The organism is Streptomyces sp. NPDC005931 (assembly GCF_042871235.1).
Classification (GTDB): domain Bacteria; phylum Actinomycetota; class Actinomycetes; order Streptomycetales; family Streptomycetaceae; genus Streptomyces.
The window spans coordinates 472424-489376 of sequence record NZ_JBIAIG010000003.1 but is presented as its reverse complement, the minus strand read 5'-3'; the positions used below and the strand labels follow the sequence as shown (position 1 = coordinate 489376).

Sequence of the window (16953 nt, the reverse complement as noted above, 5' to 3'; positions counted from 1 at the left end):
CCTTCTGCCGTTTCCGGTGCCGCCCTCACACCTCCCGCAGGGCCTTGGCCAACGTGCCGTCGCCGCTCACCTCGACGCGCCCCGCGCGCACCGCGTCCGCCACCGTGAGGTCGCCGCGGCTGATCGCCGTGCAGGTGCCGGTGTCCAGCGAGAGCAGGGCGTCGGGCTCCCCCGGGGCGGGCCCGTCACCGTAGACGGGTCCGCGCTCGGCGCCTGCGTACAGGTGGAAGCACCCCTCCTCCAGCCGGACTTCGACGAGCCCCTCACCCTCGAGGGCACGCAGCAGGGGCAGCGCGAACCAGTGGGCCCGAATGGCGTCGGTGGGCCGCCGCTCCCCCAGCTCGGCCTCTCCCCAGGCGCCGAGGGCCTGGAGCACGGGCAGCAGGGCCCGTCCGCGCGCGGTGAGTTCGTACACGTGGGCCGCGCCGGGTGGGGGCAGCCGCCGCCGGGTGGTCAGTCCGTCGCGTTCCATGTCCTTCAGCCGCGAGGCCAGTACGTCCGTGCTGACGCCGGGCAGGTCCGCGTGCAGGTCGGTGTAGCGCCGTGGACCGGCGAGCAGCTCCCGGACGATCAGTAGGGTCCAGCGGTCGCCGACGGCGTCGAGCGCCCGGGCGGCGGAGCAGTACTGGTCGTAGCTTCGGCGAGGTGACATGCGGCGCAGTCTAGACAAGTTGTTGGACTTTCCAAGCTGCAACTTGGTAAAACCAAGCAACACCAGATACCGGAGGGGCACATGGAGTTCCGGCAGTCGAACAAACTCAGCGAGGTCTGTTACGAGATCCGCGGTCCGGTGATCGAGCACGCCAACGCGCTGGAGGAGGCGGGGCACAGCGTGCTGCGCCTGAACACCGGCAATCCGGCCCTGTTCGGGTTCGAGGCCCCGGAGGAGATCCTCCAGGACATGATCAGGATGCTGCCGCAGGCGCACGGCTACACCGACTCGCGGGGCGTCCTCTCCGCACGCCGCGCGGTGGCCCAGCGCTACCAGACCCTGGGTCTGGAGGTCGACGTGGACGACGTCTTCCTGGGCAACGGCGTCTCCGAACTGGTCTCCATGGCGGTCCAGGCCCTCGTCGAGGACGGCGACGAGATCCTCATCCCCGCACCGGACTTCCCCCTCTGGACGGCGGTGACGACCCTCGCCGGCGGCAAGGCGGTCCACTACCTGTGCGACGAACAGGCGGACTGGTACCCGGACCTGGACGACATGGCCGCGAAGATCACGGACCGGACCAAGGCGGTCGTGATCATCAACCCGAACAATCCCACCGGCGCGGTGTACCCGAAGGAGATCGTCGAGGGCATCCTCGACCTCGCCCGCCGCCACGGCCTGATGGTCTTCGCCGACGAGATCTACGACCGGATCCTCTACGACGACGCGGTGCACCACTCGGCCGCCGCGCTCGCCCCCGACCTCGTGGTCCTCACCTTCTGCGGCCTGTCCAAGACCTACCGGGTGGCCGGCTTCCGCTCCGGCTGGCTGGTCGTCACGGGCCCGAAGCAGCACGCCAAGGACTATCTGGAGGGCCTGACCATGCTGGCCTCCATGCGCCTGTGCGCCAACGCCCCCGCCCAGTACGCCATCCAGGCCGCGCTCGGCGGCCGGCAGTCGATCCGCGAACTGACCGCGCCGGGCGGGCGGTTGCGCGAGCAGCGGGACACGGCCTGGGAGAAGCTGAACGAGATCCCCGGCGTGACCTGCGTGAAGCCCAAGGGCGCGCTGTACGCGTTCCCGCGCCTGGACCCCAAGGTGCACAGGATCCACGACGACGAGCGGTTCGTCCTGGACCTGCTGCTGCGGGAGAAGATCCAGGTCGTCCAGGGCACGGGCTTCAACTGGCCGGCTCCCGACCACTTCCGCATCCTCACCCTTCCCCACGCGGAGGACCTGGAGGCGGCGATCGGCCGGATCGGGCGGTTCCTGGGCGGATACCGGCAGTAACCGGCGTAGCGGCCGTCCGGGCCGGCAGCGGCGCCGGCTCCTCGCCCGGCGGGAGTGTCGGTGCCCCGTCGTAGTCTTCGAACGAGCGGGTGCGGACCGCACCCGGGCGACCGGAGCGGGAGGAGCGCGCCATGACGCGACCGCCGACCGCCGCGCAGCGGCGGCTGATCGAGGCCGCCGATCCGGTGACCGGGCGGCTGCGGGGTACGCCGACGCAGCTCGCCGAGCTGGTGCGGCGGGGGCTCGCCTTCCGGCATCCCAGGCCGCCGCACGACCACTTCCTGACGCCGGCGGGCCATCGCACACGGGAGGCGGAGCCCGAACCGGTCGAGGCGAAGGCGTCCGCCAGGGAGGTGTTCGCCGCGCGGGTCGGGGGTGACGACCCGGTGGCCGGGGCCGAGGCGGCCCGGCTGCGGGAGGTGCGCGGTGCCTGGCAGGGGATGCTGGAGTTGCGGCGGATGACCCATCGGGACGGGGCGACGGACCGGCCCTGCGCCTGGGAGCGCTCGCATCTGGTGCAGGCCGCCGCGCTCGCCCTGGAGGCCGCCGGACACCGTCCGGCCGATGCCGACGGCGAGGGCGGCTACCGGGTGCGGGAGACCCCGCAGCCGGAGGCGGTCGCCGTGTACGAGCCGGACGGCGCGGCGCTGCGGGCCTGCGCGGCCACGCTGGAGTCGGCGGGGTGGCAGGTCGGGGAGCACACCGAGCCGAGGACGCGGGTCCGGTACCTGCTGGCCTCTCCGCGGCGGGCGTGAGCGGCGTGCCAGGATCGGTGGACAGGGCAACGAACCGAGCAGCTCGAAGGGGACGCAGTGAGCGAGCCGTTTTCCGTCCGCGTGACCGTGCGCGGGTACGAGACCGACACCCAGGGCCACCTCAACCAGAGCGTGTACCTCAACTACGCCGAGCACGCCCGCTGGTCACTGCTCCAGGCGGCCGGGATCACCCAGGCGGGGCTCGTCGGGCAGGGCGTGGGCCCGGTCGCCCTGGAGACGACCATCCGCTATCGCCGGGAGCTGCTCGCCGGTGACGAGGTCGACGTGAGCTGCGTCTTCGGCTGGGGCGGCGGCAAGACGTTCACCATCGAGCAGACGATCAACAAGGCGGACGGCACCGTGGCGGCGGAGATCACCGCCGTCGGCGGGCTGCTCGACCTGGAGCAGCGGCGACTGGTGCCCGACCCGCAGCGGCGGTTCCGCGAACTGGCCAAGGATCCTGGCCTGTTCGGGTTGTAGGAGGCGGGCCCTGGAGCCGGCGGGCGCGGTCACGCGTCGACCGGCTCGCGGGTGTGGTCGGTGTCGTAGGCCGCGCGCGACTCGGTGATGCAGACCCGGTTGCGCTCCGCCCAGTCCGTGAGGCGCTGCAGGGTCTCGTGCAACTCCCGCGCTGCCCGGGTGAGTTTCCCGGCCCCTACTCCATGCTGAGCATCGGGGCCGCCGTCGTCGGGCTGCACGACGGGGACGGCTTCCGGGCGACCGATCCCGAGCGGACGTCTACCGGGAACTGCGGCCGATCAGCGACGGGTTCGTGCCCGAGGCACTGGCGGTGAGCGGGCCGGACCGGGGCCGGCTCGGCACGTAGGGTGCCGAGCCGCCGGTCGCGTGGCGCGAGTTCACCGGTGGGTCCACGAGGTGAGCGCGGACGCGCAGCCGGTGATGTGCGGCTGTCCGGCGTCGTACGACAGGACCTTCCTGCACTGGTATGTGATCCGCTTCACCGGCTCCGTCCCCTTCGGGCACTCGGGCTGTCCGGACAGGAAGACCCTCTACGCCACCGTGGCGGGGCTGCCGCTGCGGGGCTGTGGCCAAGGGCACCATGCCGCGCGAGCTGCTGTCGCGGCGCCGGCACACCCTCCCCCGGTTCCCGGCTCCGCCCGAACCGGGGGCACCCCCATCGCGCTGGCGACGCGATCGAGCAGGCCGAGCTGTTTCGCGCACCTCATGGTGTGGCCGGGGCCCGGGGCGCGCCCGTGATCTCCTCGCCCGCCTCCCTCGGGTGGGTGACCTCGTGGGCCTCCCGCCCGCCGCTGCCGAGGTGGTTGAGGACGAGGTTCAGCAGGACCGCCACCGCACAGCCCGTGGGGCAGCGCGCGAGGGCTGTCGCGGGTGTCAGGGAGGTGGTGCGGATGGGCAGGCGGGCGCCCGACGCTCGGGCGAGGTCGGGCGCGGGGGAGGGGCCGGGGACGGTGGACCGTTCCGGGGCGCGCTTGTTCCACGCGCGCCCCGGAGACGGCCGCCGCGGACCCGCTCGGGTCCACGGCCACCGGCGGGGAGCCGTCCCTCCCCGCCGGAGCCTGCGGGGTTCAGTCCTGCGCGGCGATCCGCGCCAGCCGCCGCGCCTCGGCGCGCGTCGCACGGGCGATCGCGTCCTCGTCGGCGGTCAGCAGCCGGCCGTTCTCCACGATCTGCCGGCCGTTCACGAAGGAGGCCGTGACCGGGGCCGCCGCGCCGAGGACCAGCGCGGTCACCGGGTCGGCGATGGAGGCGTGGGCGAGCGTGTCCATCCGCCACAGCACCAGGTCGGCGAGCTTGCCCGGCTCCAGGGAGCCGATCTCGTCGGCCCGTCCGAGGACCCGGGCGCCACCGTGGGTGCCCAGCCGCAGCGCCTGCCGGGCCGTGAGGGCGGCCTCGCGGTGGGCGCCGAGGCGGTTGATGAGCAGGGCGTTGCGCAGTTCGGTGTGGAGCTCGCCGGACTCGTTGGACGCGGTGCCGTCCACGCCGAGGCCGACCGGGACGCCGGCCGCGAGCAGGTCGGGGACGCGGGCGATGCCGGCCGCGAGGCGGGCGTTGGAGGACGGGCAGTGGGCGACGCCGGTCCGGGTGCGGGCGAAGGCCGCGATGTCGGAGTCGTTCATGTGGACGCAGTGCGCCATCCACACGTCCTCACCGAGCCAGCCCGTGGACTCGAAGTAGTCGGTCGGCCCCATGCCGAACAACTCGTGGCAGAACTTCTCCTCCTCCACGGTCTCCGAGCCGTGGGTGTGCAGCCGGACGCCGAGGCGGCGGGCGAGTCCCGCGCCCTCGCGGAGCAGTTCGGTGGAGACGGAGAAGGGGGAGCAGGGGGCGACGGCCACCTGGGTCATGGCGTCGAAGGAGGCGTCGTGGTGCTGCCTCACCGTGTCCTCGGTCGCGGCGAGCGCGCCCTCGAGTGTCTCGACGGCGAAGTCCGGGGGCAGGCCGCCGTCCTTCTCGCTGCGGTCCATGGAGCCGCGGGCGAGGGTGAAGCGGACGCCCATCTCGCGGGCGGCGCCGATGATCGCGCCGGACAGGTCGCCGGAGCCGCGCGGGAAGACGTAGTGGTGGTCCATGGCGGTGGTGACGCCGCCGCGGGCCATCATCGCGAGCGAGCCCCGGGCCGCTGCGTGCACCATGGGCTCGTCGATGCGCGCCCAGGTCGGGTAGAGCGCGACCAGCCAGTCGAAGAGGTTGTGGTCGGTGGCCAGTCCCCGGGTGATCCACTGGTAGAAGTGGTGATGGGTGTTGACCAGGCCGGGAGTGACCAGGTGGCCGGTGGCGTCGATGCGGCGCACCACGTTCTCCAGGCCGTCGGGGGCCGCGCCCGCGCCGAGCGACTCGATGCGGTTGCCGGCGAGGACCAGGTGTCCGCCGGCGTACTCGGTGTCCTTCGCGTCGACGGTCGCGATCGCACAGTTCTCGATGACGATGCGCCGGGCTGCTGCCATGGTGCGTCCTTTGCGTTCTGTGGACTCGGTGGAAGGGCACGCCAGGAACCTGAAGGTTGCCGCGACCGGGACGCGTGCCCCGGCCGCGGGTGCCGAAGGGGGATGTCTCGAAGGAGTGCCGGCGCGGCCGGCTCAGAGGTTGGTGAGGTCCACCGGGATCCTCGGCTCGCAGCCGTCCCGCAGGACGGTGGCCTCGATCAGGCCGTAGGGGCGGTCGGCGGCGACGTACACCTCGTTGTCGTTCTTCAGCCCGAAGGGCTCCAGGTCCACCAGGAAGTGGTGCTTGTTGGGGAGGGAGAAGCGGACCTCGTCGATCTCACTGCGGTGGTCGATGATGCGCGCGCCCATCTGGTACAGCGTCTGCTGGAGCGACAGCGAGTACGTCTCCGCGAAGGCCTGGAGCATGTGCTTCTTCGTCTGCTCGTAGGAGGTGTCCCAGTCGGGCATCCTCTGCTCGTCGTCGGTCCAGTTGAAGCGCCAGCGGCCCGAGACCTCGGTGGCCAGGATGCGGTCGTGCGTCTCCGGGAGCGTCGTGTACGTGTCCTTGACGTAGCCCCAGAACTCTGAGTCGGTAGAGTTCATCACGACGAGGTCCTTGAGGCCGGAGACGACCTCCCAGCTCTCGCCGTCGTAGGTGATCTGCGTCAGCCGGGTCTCCTGGCCCCTGCGGACGAAGGAGTGCCCGGCCTCGTCGGCGCCGCCGAGCCTCGAGTCGGCGTCGGAGGTCTCGATCCGCTCCCAGGCGTACTCCTCGATGCGGATGCGCGCCCGGTGGATGGGCTGCTGCGAGGTGACGAAGTGGCGGGCGAGGTGGATGCCGAACTGCTCGGCGGACTCGATGCCGTGCTCCTTGGCGAACGCGAACACCGTGTTCTTGGTGGTGTCGGTCGGCAGGACGTTGGCGTTGGAGCCGGAGAGGTGGACCTCGTCCATGTCGCCGGAGAGGGCGACGGAGACGTTCAGGTCCTTGATGTGGTGGGTGGCGCCGTCCCGCGTGATCCTGACAACTCGGTTCTCGGCCTTGCCGTACTGGTTCTGTCCCAGGATGGTCGGCATGAGCTAGCTCCCTCGGTAAACGGAGTAGCCGAACGGGTTGAGCAGCAGCGGCACGTGGTAGTGCTCGCCCGGTGCGACGGCGAACGTGATCGCCACCTCCGGGAAGAACACACCGGAACCGCTGTCCCGATTCGCGGGGGCGTCCTGCTGCGCATCGGCTTGCTGGTGGGCGGACTTCTCGAAGTACGCCTCGACGGCGAAGTCGAGCCGTACGTGGGTGGTTCCCTCCGGCAGGGCCGGCAGGTCCCTGCACCGGCCGTCCGCGTCGGTCACGGAGCCGCCGAGCGGTCGCCAGTCGCCTGCCTGCCCGTGAGGGGCGGATCCCCCGGAGCGGGCGGCGAGGCGGACGGCGACGCCCTCGGCGGGGCGGCCGGCACTGGTGTCCAGGACGTGCGTGGACACGGAGGCCGTGGTGCTGGTGCTCATGTGCGGGCGTCCTCTTCGACGAGTCGGGCCAGTCGGATGCGGTTGATCTTTCCCAGCTCGGTGCGGACGATCTCCCGCTCCTGCTCGGGCGAGTTGCCGATCCGCTCCTTGACCGCATCGCGCATCTGCTCACCGGTCCGGCCGGTGGCGCAGATCAGGAAGACGTGGCCGAACCGGTCCTGGTAGGCCAGGTTCAGCTCCAGCATCTCCGCCTTGAGCTCGTCGGACGCGCCGGCCATGCCGCGCTGTTCACGGGCCGACGTGGGGTCGCCGGGCCGGGGTCTGCCGATCGGCGGGTGTCCGGCCATCGCCTCGGCCAGGTCGTCCGCGGTCAGGCCGGCCGTCGCGGCGTCGCCGGCGGCGTAGAGGTCACCGGGGGCGGCGTAGGGCCGGCCGGCGAGCATTCGCCGCACCCACGCCGTCGCGGCGCACACCTCGTGGAGGGCGGAGTGGGCCGCGTGCTCCTCGAGGGCGTTGAACCGGGCCAGGCCCGGCGGCGTGGAACTGGTCGTCACGGCTGCCTCCGTGGCCTTGTGCTGAACGGGCGTGCCGATAGCTAACGCCGTCCCGCACAACGCGTCAACACTTTGTTGAAAATTCGGCGTGAACAAGAGGGAGCGGCTCCACAGGACCGGAGCGGGCGCCACGACCGGTGCCCGCAGATCCCGCGCGACCATCGCAGCAGGCCGGAGGAGCTTCTGCCACCCCGGCGGGTTCGGACCCCGCCTGATCGACGTGAGCCGCCACCCGGGGACGGGCGGCGGCTCGTGTGGCGACCGGCGGAGGTCAGGTGCGCTTCGGCGGGGCGGAGCCCTTCTCGCGGTTGAGGTAGTTGTAGACCGTGAAGCGGCTGACGCCCAGCGCGCCGGCCACCGTCTCGACGCCGTGGCGCACCGCGAAGGCGCCGCGGGCCTCCAGGCTCCGCACGATCTCCTGCTTGGCCCTGCGATCCAGGTCCGCCAGCGGCTTGCCCCTGCGGCGTTCCATCGCGGCGAGGATGTGGTCCAGGGAGTCCGCGAGCTGGGGCAGGCGGACGGCGACGACCTGTGCGCCCTCCCAGGAGAGCACGACGTCGTCGGGACCGGCCTCGTCCGGCGGGACCATCTCCCCGCCCATCGCGTCGACCAGCGGCTTGACGGCCGCGATGAAGGGCTCCTCCCCGGCGCCGCTCATCCCTCGCCCTCCCCGATCACGTTGACCTGGAGGGTGATCCGGGTGGCGCCCGCCGCCAGCGTCCGGCGCAGCAGCGCGTCCACCGCGCCGAGCACCGCGTCGGAAGCGCCCTCGGCGGTGTTGCCGAAGGGCCCGACGTCCACGGCGTCCAGTTCGGCCCCCTCGACGACCTGGCGGGCCACCACCGCGTGCGCGGGGGCCTCGTCGAGGTCGAAGGGCTCGGTCGTGAACTCCACTCTCAATCGCACGCGGACAACCTAACCCGCGGCACGGGACCTGGGACCTCCGGGACGACGAGGAGCCGACCCGAGCACGGACACAGGAAGGCGGACCGGAGGGCGGATCAAAAGACGGACCGGAAGACGGATCGGAGAGCGGACCGGAAGGCGGTCCGCAGGGCGCGGGCGGCGACCCCGGCCCCCGAACCCCTTGACAAGCGCCGAGGCGCGACGGCAGCCTTCCGTTGAACAGAAAGTTAATTCCGCCATACGGAACTGGAAGGGGGGCGCAGCCCCGATGGGATTCGCGGATCAGCGCTTCACCGTCAACCTGTCGATCCTCTTCACGGAACTCCCGCTCCTGGAGCGCCCCGCGGCCGCCGCCGCGGCCGGCTTCACCGCGGTCGAGCTGTGGTGGCCCTGGGTCGACTCGCCCACGCCCGAGCGCGCCGAGCTGGATGCGCTGCGCCGGGCGATCGAGGACGCGGGCGTCCGGCTCACGGGCCTGAACTTCTACGCCGGACGGCTCCCCGGCCCCGACCGCGGCGCCCTGTCGCTGCCCGGCGCGGAGTCCGAGCGCTTCCGCGCCAACATCGACGTGGCCGCCGGTTTCGCCGAGTCGCTCGGCTGCCCGGCGCTCAACGCCCTGTACGGCAACCGCGCCGAGGGCGTGGACCCGGCCGAGCAGGACGCGCTCGCACTGGACAACCTGCTGCTCGCGGCCCGGGCCGCCGACCGGATCGGCGCGGTCCTGCTGATCGAGGCGCTCAACCGGCCCGAGTCGCCGCAGTACCCGCTGGTCTCGGCCCCGGCCGCGGTCGGCGTCGTGGACCGGGTCAACGAGGCGAGCGGCCTCGGCAACGCCCGGTTCCTGATGGACCTGTACCACCTGTCCATGAACGGCGAGGACCTGCCCGAGGTCATCGCGCGCCACACCGCGAAGACCGGCCACGTGCAGATCGCGGACAACCCCGGCCGCGGCGCCCCCGGCACGGGCGCGCTGCCCCTGGAGGACCTCCTCGACCGGCTGGCCCGGGCCGGTTACGACGGCCGGGTCGGCCTCGAGTACAGGCCGGGCGACCGCCCGAGCGCCGAGGCCTTCGACTGGCTGCCGGCCAGGGCCGGCACGGCCCGCTGACCACCCCCGCTCTCCGGAAAGGTCCCTGGTGTGAACACGCTCCCCAAGATCGCCTGGATCGGCCTCGGCATCATGGGCTCCCCCATGTCCGAGAACCTGATCAAGGCGGGCTACGACGTCACCGGCTACACCCTCGAGCGGGAGAAGCTGGACCGGCTGGCCGCCGCCGGCGGAACCGCCGCCCCCTCCCTCGCCGAGGCGGTGCGGGACGCGGACGTGATCGTCACGATGGTCCCCGCCTCCCCGCACGTCGAGGCCATCGCCTACGGCCCCGACGGCATCCTCGAGAACGCGCGCCCCGGCGCCCTGCTGATCGACATGTCCTCCATCACGCCGCAGACCTCGATCGATCTGGCCGCGGCCGCGCGCGACAAGGGCATCCGGGTGCTGGACGCCCCCGTGTCCGGCGGCGAGGCCGGGGCCGTCGAAGCCGTGCTGTCCATCATGGTCGGCGGCCAGCGGGCCGACTTCGAGCGGGCGAAGCCGATCTTCGAGGCCCTCGGCAGGACCGTCGTGCTGTGCGGTCCGCACGGCTCCGGGCAGACCGTGAAGGCCGCCAACCAGCTGATCGTCGCCGTGAACATCCAGGCGTGCGCCGAGGCGGTGGTCTTCCTGGAGAAGTCCGGCGTAGACCTCGCCGCGGCCCTGGACGTGCTCAGCGGCGGTTTGGCCGGCTCGACCGTGCTGACGCGCAAGAAGGACAACTTCCTGCGCCGCGACTTCCGGCCCGGCTTCCGCATCGACCTGCACCACAAGGACATGGGCATCGTCACCGACGCGGCGCGCGACGTCGGCGCGGCCCTGCCCGTCGGTGCCGTGGTCGCCCAGCTGGTCGCCGGCCTGCGCGCCCAGGGCGACGGCGGCCTGGACCACTCCGCGCTGCTGCGCGCGGTCGAGCGCCTGTCCGGCGCGCAGGTCTGACGCATCGCACCAGCCTCCCCCGACCCGTACTCGCACCCACCCGGAAGACCTCCGGGCGGCGCCGGCGCCGACACCTGTCCTGTCGCGCCCAAGGCGGCGGCGCCGCCCGGAACTCGCATGGAAGGTCCACGATGTCCCCGCGCGTGCTCACGACCGAGTCCGACGCCCCCGTCGCCGGCAACCAGGACTCCGCCACCGTCGGCCTCGGCGGCCCGCTCCTGTTCCCCGACCGGATGGAGGAAGCGGTCCGCGCCCCGCGCGAGGACTGAGCACACCGGCTCGCGTACGGCCCTGACGGGAGGTCGGGTCCGTACGCGCAGCCCGCGGCGGATTCCGCGCGGCCCGCATGAGGGGTGGCCGCGCGGAACCCCGCGGGCGGCGAGGGCACCGCGGCGGTGTGCGAGCCAGTGCGGTGGTGAAGGCCCCGGGGCTCCTTCTTCGACCTGAGGGGAGGAGCCCCGGTGCCGTCGCGGCCGCCGCGGTCCCGAGCCCCTGTTCCCCCTCCCGCCCCCGACCCCGTCCGGCGGTACGGACGTCCCGACGCGCCCCGCCTCGCGCCGTCGGACGACACCAGCCGCTGCAGCTTCACCACCGAACGAGCGCCCGGATGCGGACGGTCACGCATCCGGGCGCTCCCCCGTGTCCGGCGTGCGGATCCTCCCGGACCGCAGCAGCCTGGGGACATGGCACATCCAACGGAGCATCCGCACATCGTGGTGCATCCCCCCGCCCTCGACGGATCCAGGCGGGTCACCTCGGGCGACGAGACGCTCGGCATCGCCTCGCACGTCGACGACGTGGGCGAGATCCTGCGGCTGGCCGACCTGTACGTCACCGATGTCGAGGGCACCGACCTCATCGAGTGGCAGGGCGGCGGTCCCGACGACTGGCCGGGACTGTCGGAACACCACGAGCACGTCGAGCACCCGGGGCCGCAGGAGCGCCACGACGCGTGAGCGCGCCTACCGAACCGGACGTACACCGACTACGGAACCCTCAAATCCACCTCTGAACCCGGCTCGGGAGGCTTCGACCGGCCCCGGCGGCGGGCACATACCCGGCACACGGGGCCCGCCGACACGGGGGCGGCGGGCCCCGGCTCAGGGGGTGGCAGGGCCATGGGCGGCAGCGCGCCAACGCGCCGGACACCGCACGAGATCGCGCTGCTGCGGGGCGGCCCCCGCGCCGCGGTCACGGTCGCCGTCGTCGCCCTGCAGCTGCGCGGCGCGGTCGAGGCGGGCGCCCCGGGGACGGTACGGGCCGTGCCCATGGACGCGGTGCAGGAGGAGCGCACCCTGCCTCCGCTCCCGCCGGCGGGTGTCCCGCTGGACTCGTGGACGCAGTGGAGCGCGGTGCGGGGGGAGGCCGCCGGGAACGAGGCGCGGGCGCTGGTCCTGGAGCGCACGGTGTACCGCTGTCTCGGCGAAGAACCGTTGGCCCTGCGGGAGTTGGTGCGCCATCCGGACGTGCGCTGGGCGCTGGCAGAGCTGCGCGTCGGCCTCGCGGACGCAGGGCTGCTGCGCCTGCCGCTGCTCCGCCCCAACCGGGCCGCCGGCCGTGAGGTGCGGGCCCTGCGGGACCGGCACCCCCTCCCCACCGGCCGACGCGGTCTGACGGACCACGCCAAGCTGGCCGTGGCCCTGCACGGCACACCGGCCCTGCGCGCCCTCGTGCCGCTCTTCGCCCTCCGCACCGGCCTGGTCCCCCGCGTCAGGATCACCCACGGGCTGCGCCACCGCTTCCGCGGCGGGACCTACGGGGGCGGCGGGTACTCCGCCTCCCGCGGTGGCGGTGGGTGCGGCGGTGGTTCGTACTGAGCCCGGCGCGGCCCGCGCGGCACCCGCACGCACGGCACCGTGGCACGGCGGAGGGCGGCCCCGTCCCCCGGACGGCCCGCCCTCCGCCGCGTCCCGCGGACGCGTCAGCCCGTCGCCCCGTCGGCCCGTCGGGGTCCCGATCCCTCCAGCGTCCTGATCGCCGTCGGTGCGTGCCCCGGCTCCGTCGCGAGTTCCTCGAACTCCACGACGTCACCGATGTCGTTGGTCGTCGACATGGAGATGTTGGTGACGCGTTCCAGGACCGCCTCGACGACGACGGGGACCCGGTACTCCGCCGCGAGCTTCTTCGCCTGTTCCAGGGCCGCGCCCAGTTCGTTCGGGTCGGTCACCCGGATCGCCTTGCAGCCCAGGCCCTCGGCGACCTTGACGTGGTCGACCCCGTAGACGCCCAGCTCGGGGCTGTTGACGTTCTCGAACTCCAGCTTGACCTGGAAGTCGAGGCCGAAGGCACGCTGCGCCTGACGGATCAGGCCGAGGTAGGCGTTGTTCACCAGGACGTGGATGTACGGGATGCGGTGCTGCGCACCGACCGCCAGCTCCTCGATCATGAACTGGAGGTCGTAGTCGCCGGACAGGGCGACGACCTGGGCCTCGGGGTCCGCCTTGGCCACCCCCAGTGCCGCCGGGACGGTCCAGCCGAGGGGGCCGGCCTGGCCGCAGTTGATCCAGTGGCGCGGTCGGTAGACGTGCAGCAGCTGTGCGCCGGCGATCTGCGAGAGGCCGATGGTCGAGACGTACCGCGTCTGCGGACCGAAGGCCCTGTTCATCTCCTCGTAGACGCGCTGCGGCTTGATGGGGATGTCGTCGAAGTGCGTACGGCGCTGGAGCGTCGCCTTCCGCTCCTGGGCGGCGGCCGCCCAGGCGGAGCGGTCGGGGAGCCTGCCCTCCGCCCGGAGTTCCTCCGCGACCTCGACGAACACCTGCAGGGCGGCCCGGGCGTCGGACGCGATGCCGTAGTCGGGGGCGAAGATCCTGCCGATCTGGGTGGGCTCGACGTCGACGTGGACGAAGGTCCGCCCGGCGGTGTACACGTCGAGCCTGCCGGTGTGGCGGTTGGCCCACCGGTTTCCGATGCCGAGGACGAAGTCGGACTCGAGGAACGTCGCGTTGCCGTAGCGGTGGGAGGTCTGCAGGCCGACCATGCCGGCGTTGAGTTCGTGGTCGTCGGCGATGACGCCCCAGCCCATCAGGGTCGGGACGACCGGCGTGCCGGTCAGCTCGGCGAACCGCACCAGGAGGTCGGCCGCGTCGGCGTTGACGACACCGCCGCCCGCGACGATCAGCGGGCGCTCCGCGACGTTGAGCATGCCGATCGCCTTCTCGACCTGGGCGCGGCTCGCGGCGGGCTTGTATGCGGGGAGCGGTTCGTAGGTGCCGGGGTCGAACTCGATCTCCGTCATCTGGACGTCGATCGGCAGGTCGACGAGGACGGGACCGGGGCGCCCGGAGCGCATGAGGTGGAACGCCTGCTGGAAGACGCCCGGGACCTGGGCGGCCTCCAGGACGGTGACCGCCATCTTGGTGACGGGCCTGGCGATCGCGGCGATGTCGACGGCCTGGAAGTCCTCCTTGTGGATCACGGCGGTCGGGGCCTGGCCGGTGATGCACAGGATCGGGACGGAGTCACCGGTCGCGGAGTACAGCCCCGTGATCATGTCGGTGCCGGCGGGGCCGGAGGTGCCGATGCAGACACCGATGTTGCCCGGACGGGCACGGGTGTAGCCCTCGGCCATGTGCGAGGCGCCCTCGACGTGGCGGGCGAGGGTGTGGGAGATCCCGCCCGATGACTTGAGGGCCGCGTAGAAGGGGTTGATCGCCGCGCCCGGGACACCGAACGCGTCGGTGACGCCCTCACGCTTGAGGATCTCAACTGCCGCGCGGGCAGCGGTCATTCGAGGCATCGAGTACTCCCGCTTCGGCTGTCGGATTCGCACTCCCGTCGCGCCCCGCGGTGAGCCCTCTTCCGTATTTCGGAAAATGTCTTCTACTATCTGGAAGGCAATGTAGGTGTGGCGGGTGAGGACCGTCAAGAGCGGCCGGGTGCGGCGAGAACCGTCACGAACAGGGGCCGAGCGGCGGACAGGCGGTGTGCCGGTGAAGGACGATGGGGGGCTGTTCCATGTGTCCTCGTACAGGAGGGGGCCATGCCCGAGAGCGTGCCGATGCGCTGTCCGGTCTGCCGGCGCGCCCATCGCTACACGGTGCCGTCGTATCCCTGTGTGTGCGGCGCCCCGGTCGCCCCGCGGCTCGACCGGGAGGGTGGGCCCACGCCCGTCCCCGAGCGCGTTTGGCAGGAGGAATGGGTCATCGTGCGGTGCGGCGCCTGCGGGCACCGCGGCGAGTGGCCGCGCCCCGAACTGGGCTGCCCGTGCGGCACGGCGCTGCGGATCCCGGTGGCCGATGCGGACGGCACCGCGGCCGCCACCGGCCCTCCGGGCACCGACCGGGCGGCCGGGACGCCCGGCAGCGCGCGGGACGCGGTCACGGCCGCGACGCGGTATCTGCGCCGGCTCGGCCACGAGGACGTCCGCCCCGCGGACCGGCCCCCGCCGGCCGGGGTGGCGCTGACCGGCCGCGGGGTCGTCGCCCTGGTCGCCCCGCCGGAGCGTCCCGTGACCCTGCGGGACGTGGAGTGCCTGTGGTTGACGGCGATGACGGAATCGGCCCGGTGCCTGTGCCTGTCCCGCGCCGGCTACACCGAGGACGCCCGCGACCGCGCCGGCACCCTCGGCGTCCCGCTGTTCGTCCTCGGCCCCGCCGACGGCGCGCTCGCGCTGAACGCCCCCGCCCGCGCACTCGCCGCACGGCTCGCTCCGGGTGCGGTCGACGACGGGGGCGGCGCACGGTGACGCGGCGCCCGGCGACGCAGCGGCCCACGGCGGCGCACCACACGGGAAGACGGCGCCGACCGCAGGTGCGCGGGGGCCGGCGCCGTCCGGGACTGCTCCTTACGGGGTGACGCAGCCGATGGAGCCGACCGGGAGGTTGTTGCCGGTCGAGGTCGCCGTGAAGCCGAAGGTGACGCTGCCGTCCGGCGCGACGGTCCGGTTGTAGTCGACGTTCCTGACCGTGACCGAGCCGTCCGTGCCGGTGGTCATCGCACCGTTCCACACGCTGGCGACCCTGGTCCTCGCGCCGGGCGTCCACTTCACGGCCCAGCCGTCCTGCGCCGTCGTGCCGTGGTTCATGACCTCGACGGACCCCTGGAAGCCGCCGCCCCAGCTGCTGGTCACCCGGTAGACGGCCATGCACCCGGTGTGCGGGTCGGTCGGCGTGGGCGTCGGGGTCGTCGGGTCCGGGGTCGGGGTGCTGCCCGAGCCCCGGATGCCGGTCACCTCGCCGTTGCCGCCGTCGAAGACGACGTCGGAACAGGAGAAGAAGTTCTCCTGGCTGTCGGAGCGCACCCACTGGATGAACATCACCGCGTCGCCCGAGCGACCCGAGGGAAGGTTCAGGTCCCAGGAGTAGTGACCGCCGTCGGTACCCGGCGAGCCGGTCTGCGGCGGGTCGGTGACGGTCTGGATCAGCTCCAGGTCGTCCCAGCCCAGTTCGGTGCTGGGCGAGTAGCCGGGCTTGGACAGGTACACCCGGAAGGCACCCGGGTGCGCGGCCCAGTTGCTGTGCTTGACCCGGATCGTCCTCCCGGACGTGAGGTGTGTGCGGGGCCAGTCCGAACGGGCGGCGTTGTACCCGGTGAAGTCGTACGGCGACCGGTCACCGGCGCTGCACAGCTTCCCGTCCGGGACGTACCCCGGGCCGCGCCCGCCGGCGTTGGAGTCGAGCACGGCGAACCAGTTGTACAGCGCGGTCGCCCCGCTCTCGTTGAGCGCCGCCCGGCACGCCGGGTTGGTCGGGTCCAGGGAGCCGGTGCCGGTCCTGGCGTCCAGATGGCAGAGGTAGGTCCGCGATCCGGGCATCATCGTCACACCGTGTGCCTGTGCGTTGCCCTGGCCGAGCAGGACCAGGCCGATCCCGCCGAGCAGGGTCGCCAGCACCGCCGCGAGGGAGACGGTTCGTTTCTTGCGTCGACCCATGGTCTCTCCTGTGCCTTCGTGGGGTTTGTTGCGGGTCTGTCCTCTTCTTGCGGCTCACCGTCCGCCGTTGGAGCCCTCGCCCGCCCGGGCGGGCGGCGCCGGACGGGCGAGGGGTCTGGGGGGTCGGCCGCATCGATCGGCCGGCGCGGTGGGCTTGGGGGGCGCTTGAGGCAGGGGGCCCGGAGCCGGGCGCTTGGGCAGGGTGACCGGGGCGGGTCGGGAGCCGGTGCGCTGCGGTGCGGGTGTGCCCGGAGCGCCACTCAGGGTGAAGCCGAACGAGGTGGTGGCTTCGGGATCCAGGGCGCCGTGGTGGGAGGCGCCCCGGACCGCGGCGCGTCCGGAGGCCCCGGCCGGGGTGCGCTGCCGAGGCTGGAGATCGTCGAACCGCCCGGGTCCCCGCCGACGCTCCGGCCGGTGGGCGGGCCCGGTGGGCGCGAGGTGCGGGGCGCGTGCTCATGGCGGGGCCTTTCCGGGTACGGCCGGAGGGCGGCGGAAGAGCGGGGCGTGTCGGGGCCGCCCCCCCCT

General features: G+C 72.9%; 19 protein-coding genes. 9 read left to right on the top strand and 10 right to left on the bottom strand.

What is annotated here, in order from left to right:
- Nucleotides 1-25 precede the first annotated feature (25 nt).
- Nucleotides 26-652 carry a winged helix-turn-helix transcriptional regulator gene (locus tag ACFYOV_RS09730; RefSeq protein WP_389085039.1) on the bottom strand — a complete coding sequence of 209 codons (627 nt, stop codon included), beginning with the start codon at nt 650-652 and terminating at the stop codon, nt 26-28.
- A gap of 81 nt (nt 653-733) precedes the next feature.
- Here ACFYOV_RS09730 and ACFYOV_RS09725 point away from each other — a divergent pair, with 81 nt between their 5' ends.
- The 3 genes from ACFYOV_RS09725 to ACFYOV_RS09715 all read left to right on the top strand — a co-directional run bounded on the left by ACFYOV_RS09725 (nt 734) and on the right by ACFYOV_RS09715 (nt 3177).
- Complete coding sequence (locus tag ACFYOV_RS09725; RefSeq protein ID WP_389085037.1) at nt 734-1942, top strand: pyridoxal phosphate-dependent aminotransferase; 1209 nt, start codon at nt 734-736, stop codon at nt 1940-1942.
- Between the two features lie 131 nt (nt 1943-2073).
- Nucleotides 2074-2697 (top strand): hypothetical protein, encoded by a 624-nt coding sequence (locus ACFYOV_RS09720; protein WP_389085034.1) that lies wholly within the window; start codon nt 2074-2076, stop codon nt 2695-2697.
- Nucleotides 2698-2754: 57 nt separating this feature from the next.
- Nucleotides 2755-3177: an acyl-CoA thioesterase gene (locus ACFYOV_RS09715; protein WP_389085032.1), complete on the top strand. Its 423-nt coding sequence runs from the start codon at nt 2755-2757 to the stop codon at nt 3175-3177.
- A 703-nt stretch (nt 3178-3880) separates the two neighbouring features.
- Here ACFYOV_RS09715 and ACFYOV_RS09710 read toward each other — a convergent pair.
- The 7 genes from ACFYOV_RS09710 to ACFYOV_RS09680 all read right to left on the bottom strand — a co-directional run bounded on the left by ACFYOV_RS09710 (nt 3881) and on the right by ACFYOV_RS09680 (nt 8527).
- The gene (locus ACFYOV_RS09710) at nt 3881-4009 is read right to left on the bottom strand and encodes a hypothetical protein (RefSeq protein ID WP_389085029.1); all 129 of its coding nucleotides are present in this window, start codon (nt 4007-4009) and stop codon (nt 3881-3883) included.
- Nucleotides 4010-4244: 235 nt separating this feature from the next.
- Nucleotides 4245-5624, bottom strand: coding sequence for an 8-oxoguanine deaminase (locus tag ACFYOV_RS09705; protein WP_389085027.1), 1380 nt, complete (start codon nt 5622-5624; stop codon nt 4245-4247).
- A gap of 132 nt (nt 5625-5756) precedes the next feature.
- Nucleotides 5757-6680: a factor-independent urate hydroxylase gene (pucL, locus tag ACFYOV_RS09700; RefSeq protein WP_389085025.1), complete on the bottom strand. Its 924-nt coding sequence runs from the start codon at nt 6678-6680 to the stop codon at nt 5757-5759.
- Between the two features lie 3 nt (nt 6681-6683).
- The gene (uraH, locus tag ACFYOV_RS09695; RefSeq protein WP_389085023.1) at nt 6684-7106 is read right to left on the bottom strand and encodes a hydroxyisourate hydrolase; all 423 of its coding nucleotides are present in this window, start codon (nt 7104-7106) and stop codon (nt 6684-6686) included.
- On the bottom strand, nt 7103-7621 hold the full coding sequence (uraD, locus tag ACFYOV_RS09690; RefSeq protein ID WP_389085020.1) for a 2-oxo-4-hydroxy-4-carboxy-5-ureidoimidazoline decarboxylase: 519 nt from the start codon (nt 7619-7621) through the stop codon (nt 7103-7105). Before uraD ends, uraH begins: the two co-directional genes overlap by 4 nt.
- A gap of 271 nt (nt 7622-7892) precedes the next feature.
- A complete protein-coding gene (locus tag ACFYOV_RS09685) occupies nt 7893-8279 on the bottom strand; it encodes a helix-turn-helix domain-containing protein (protein ID WP_389085018.1) in 387 nt (128 codons plus the stop codon).
- Nucleotides 8276-8527 (bottom strand): hypothetical protein, encoded by a 252-nt coding sequence (locus ACFYOV_RS09680; protein ID WP_389085015.1) that lies wholly within the window; start codon nt 8525-8527, stop codon nt 8276-8278. Before ACFYOV_RS09680 ends, ACFYOV_RS09685 begins: the two co-directional genes overlap by 4 nt.
- A gap of 268 nt (nt 8528-8795) precedes the next feature.
- Here ACFYOV_RS09680 and ACFYOV_RS09675 point away from each other — a divergent pair, with 268 nt between their 5' ends.
- The 5 genes from ACFYOV_RS09675 to ACFYOV_RS09655 all read left to right on the top strand — a co-directional run bounded on the left by ACFYOV_RS09675 (nt 8796) and on the right by ACFYOV_RS09655 (nt 12373).
- Nucleotides 8796-9635, top strand: a complete 840-nt coding sequence (locus ACFYOV_RS09675) for a TIM barrel protein (protein WP_389085012.1) — start codon at nt 8796-8798, stop codon at nt 9633-9635.
- Nucleotides 9636-9665: 30 nt separating this feature from the next.
- The gene (locus ACFYOV_RS09670) at nt 9666-10556 is read left to right on the top strand and encodes a 2-hydroxy-3-oxopropionate reductase (RefSeq protein ID WP_389085010.1); all 891 of its coding nucleotides are present in this window, start codon (nt 9666-9668) and stop codon (nt 10554-10556) included.
- Between the two features lie 143 nt (nt 10557-10699).
- Entirely contained in the window at nt 10700-10825 is a 126-nt protein-coding gene (locus ACFYOV_RS09665) for a hypothetical protein (protein ID WP_389085008.1), read from the top strand.
- Between the two features lie 414 nt (nt 10826-11239).
- Nucleotides 11240-11512, top strand: coding sequence for a hypothetical protein (locus ACFYOV_RS09660; protein WP_389085006.1), 273 nt, complete (start codon nt 11240-11242; stop codon nt 11510-11512).
- Nucleotides 11513-11674: 162 nt separating this feature from the next.
- Nucleotides 11675-12373 carry a TIGR04222 domain-containing membrane protein gene (locus tag ACFYOV_RS09655; RefSeq protein WP_389085004.1) on the top strand — a complete coding sequence of 233 codons (699 nt, stop codon included), beginning with the start codon at nt 11675-11677 and terminating at the stop codon, nt 12371-12373.
- 104 nt (nt 12374-12477) lie between these two features.
- Here the strand turns inward: ACFYOV_RS09655 and gcl are convergent, their stop codons facing one another.
- On the bottom strand, nt 12478-14295 hold the full coding sequence (gcl, locus tag ACFYOV_RS09650; RefSeq protein ID WP_389085002.1) for a glyoxylate carboligase: 1818 nt from the start codon (nt 14293-14295) through the stop codon (nt 12478-12480).
- 243 nt (nt 14296-14538) lie between these two features.
- Between gcl and ACFYOV_RS09645 the strand changes: the two genes are divergently transcribed.
- Nucleotides 14539-15243, top strand: a complete 705-nt coding sequence (locus tag ACFYOV_RS09645) for a hypothetical protein (RefSeq protein ID WP_389085000.1) — start codon at nt 14539-14541, stop codon at nt 15241-15243.
- 99 nt (nt 15244-15342) lie between these two features.
- Here ACFYOV_RS09645 and ACFYOV_RS09640 read toward each other — a convergent pair whose 3' ends face one another.
- On the bottom strand, nt 15343-16428 hold the full coding sequence (locus ACFYOV_RS09640; protein ID WP_389084997.1) for a lytic polysaccharide monooxygenase: 1086 nt from the start codon (nt 16426-16428) through the stop codon (nt 15343-15345).
- Nucleotides 16429-16953: the final 525 nt, after the last annotated feature.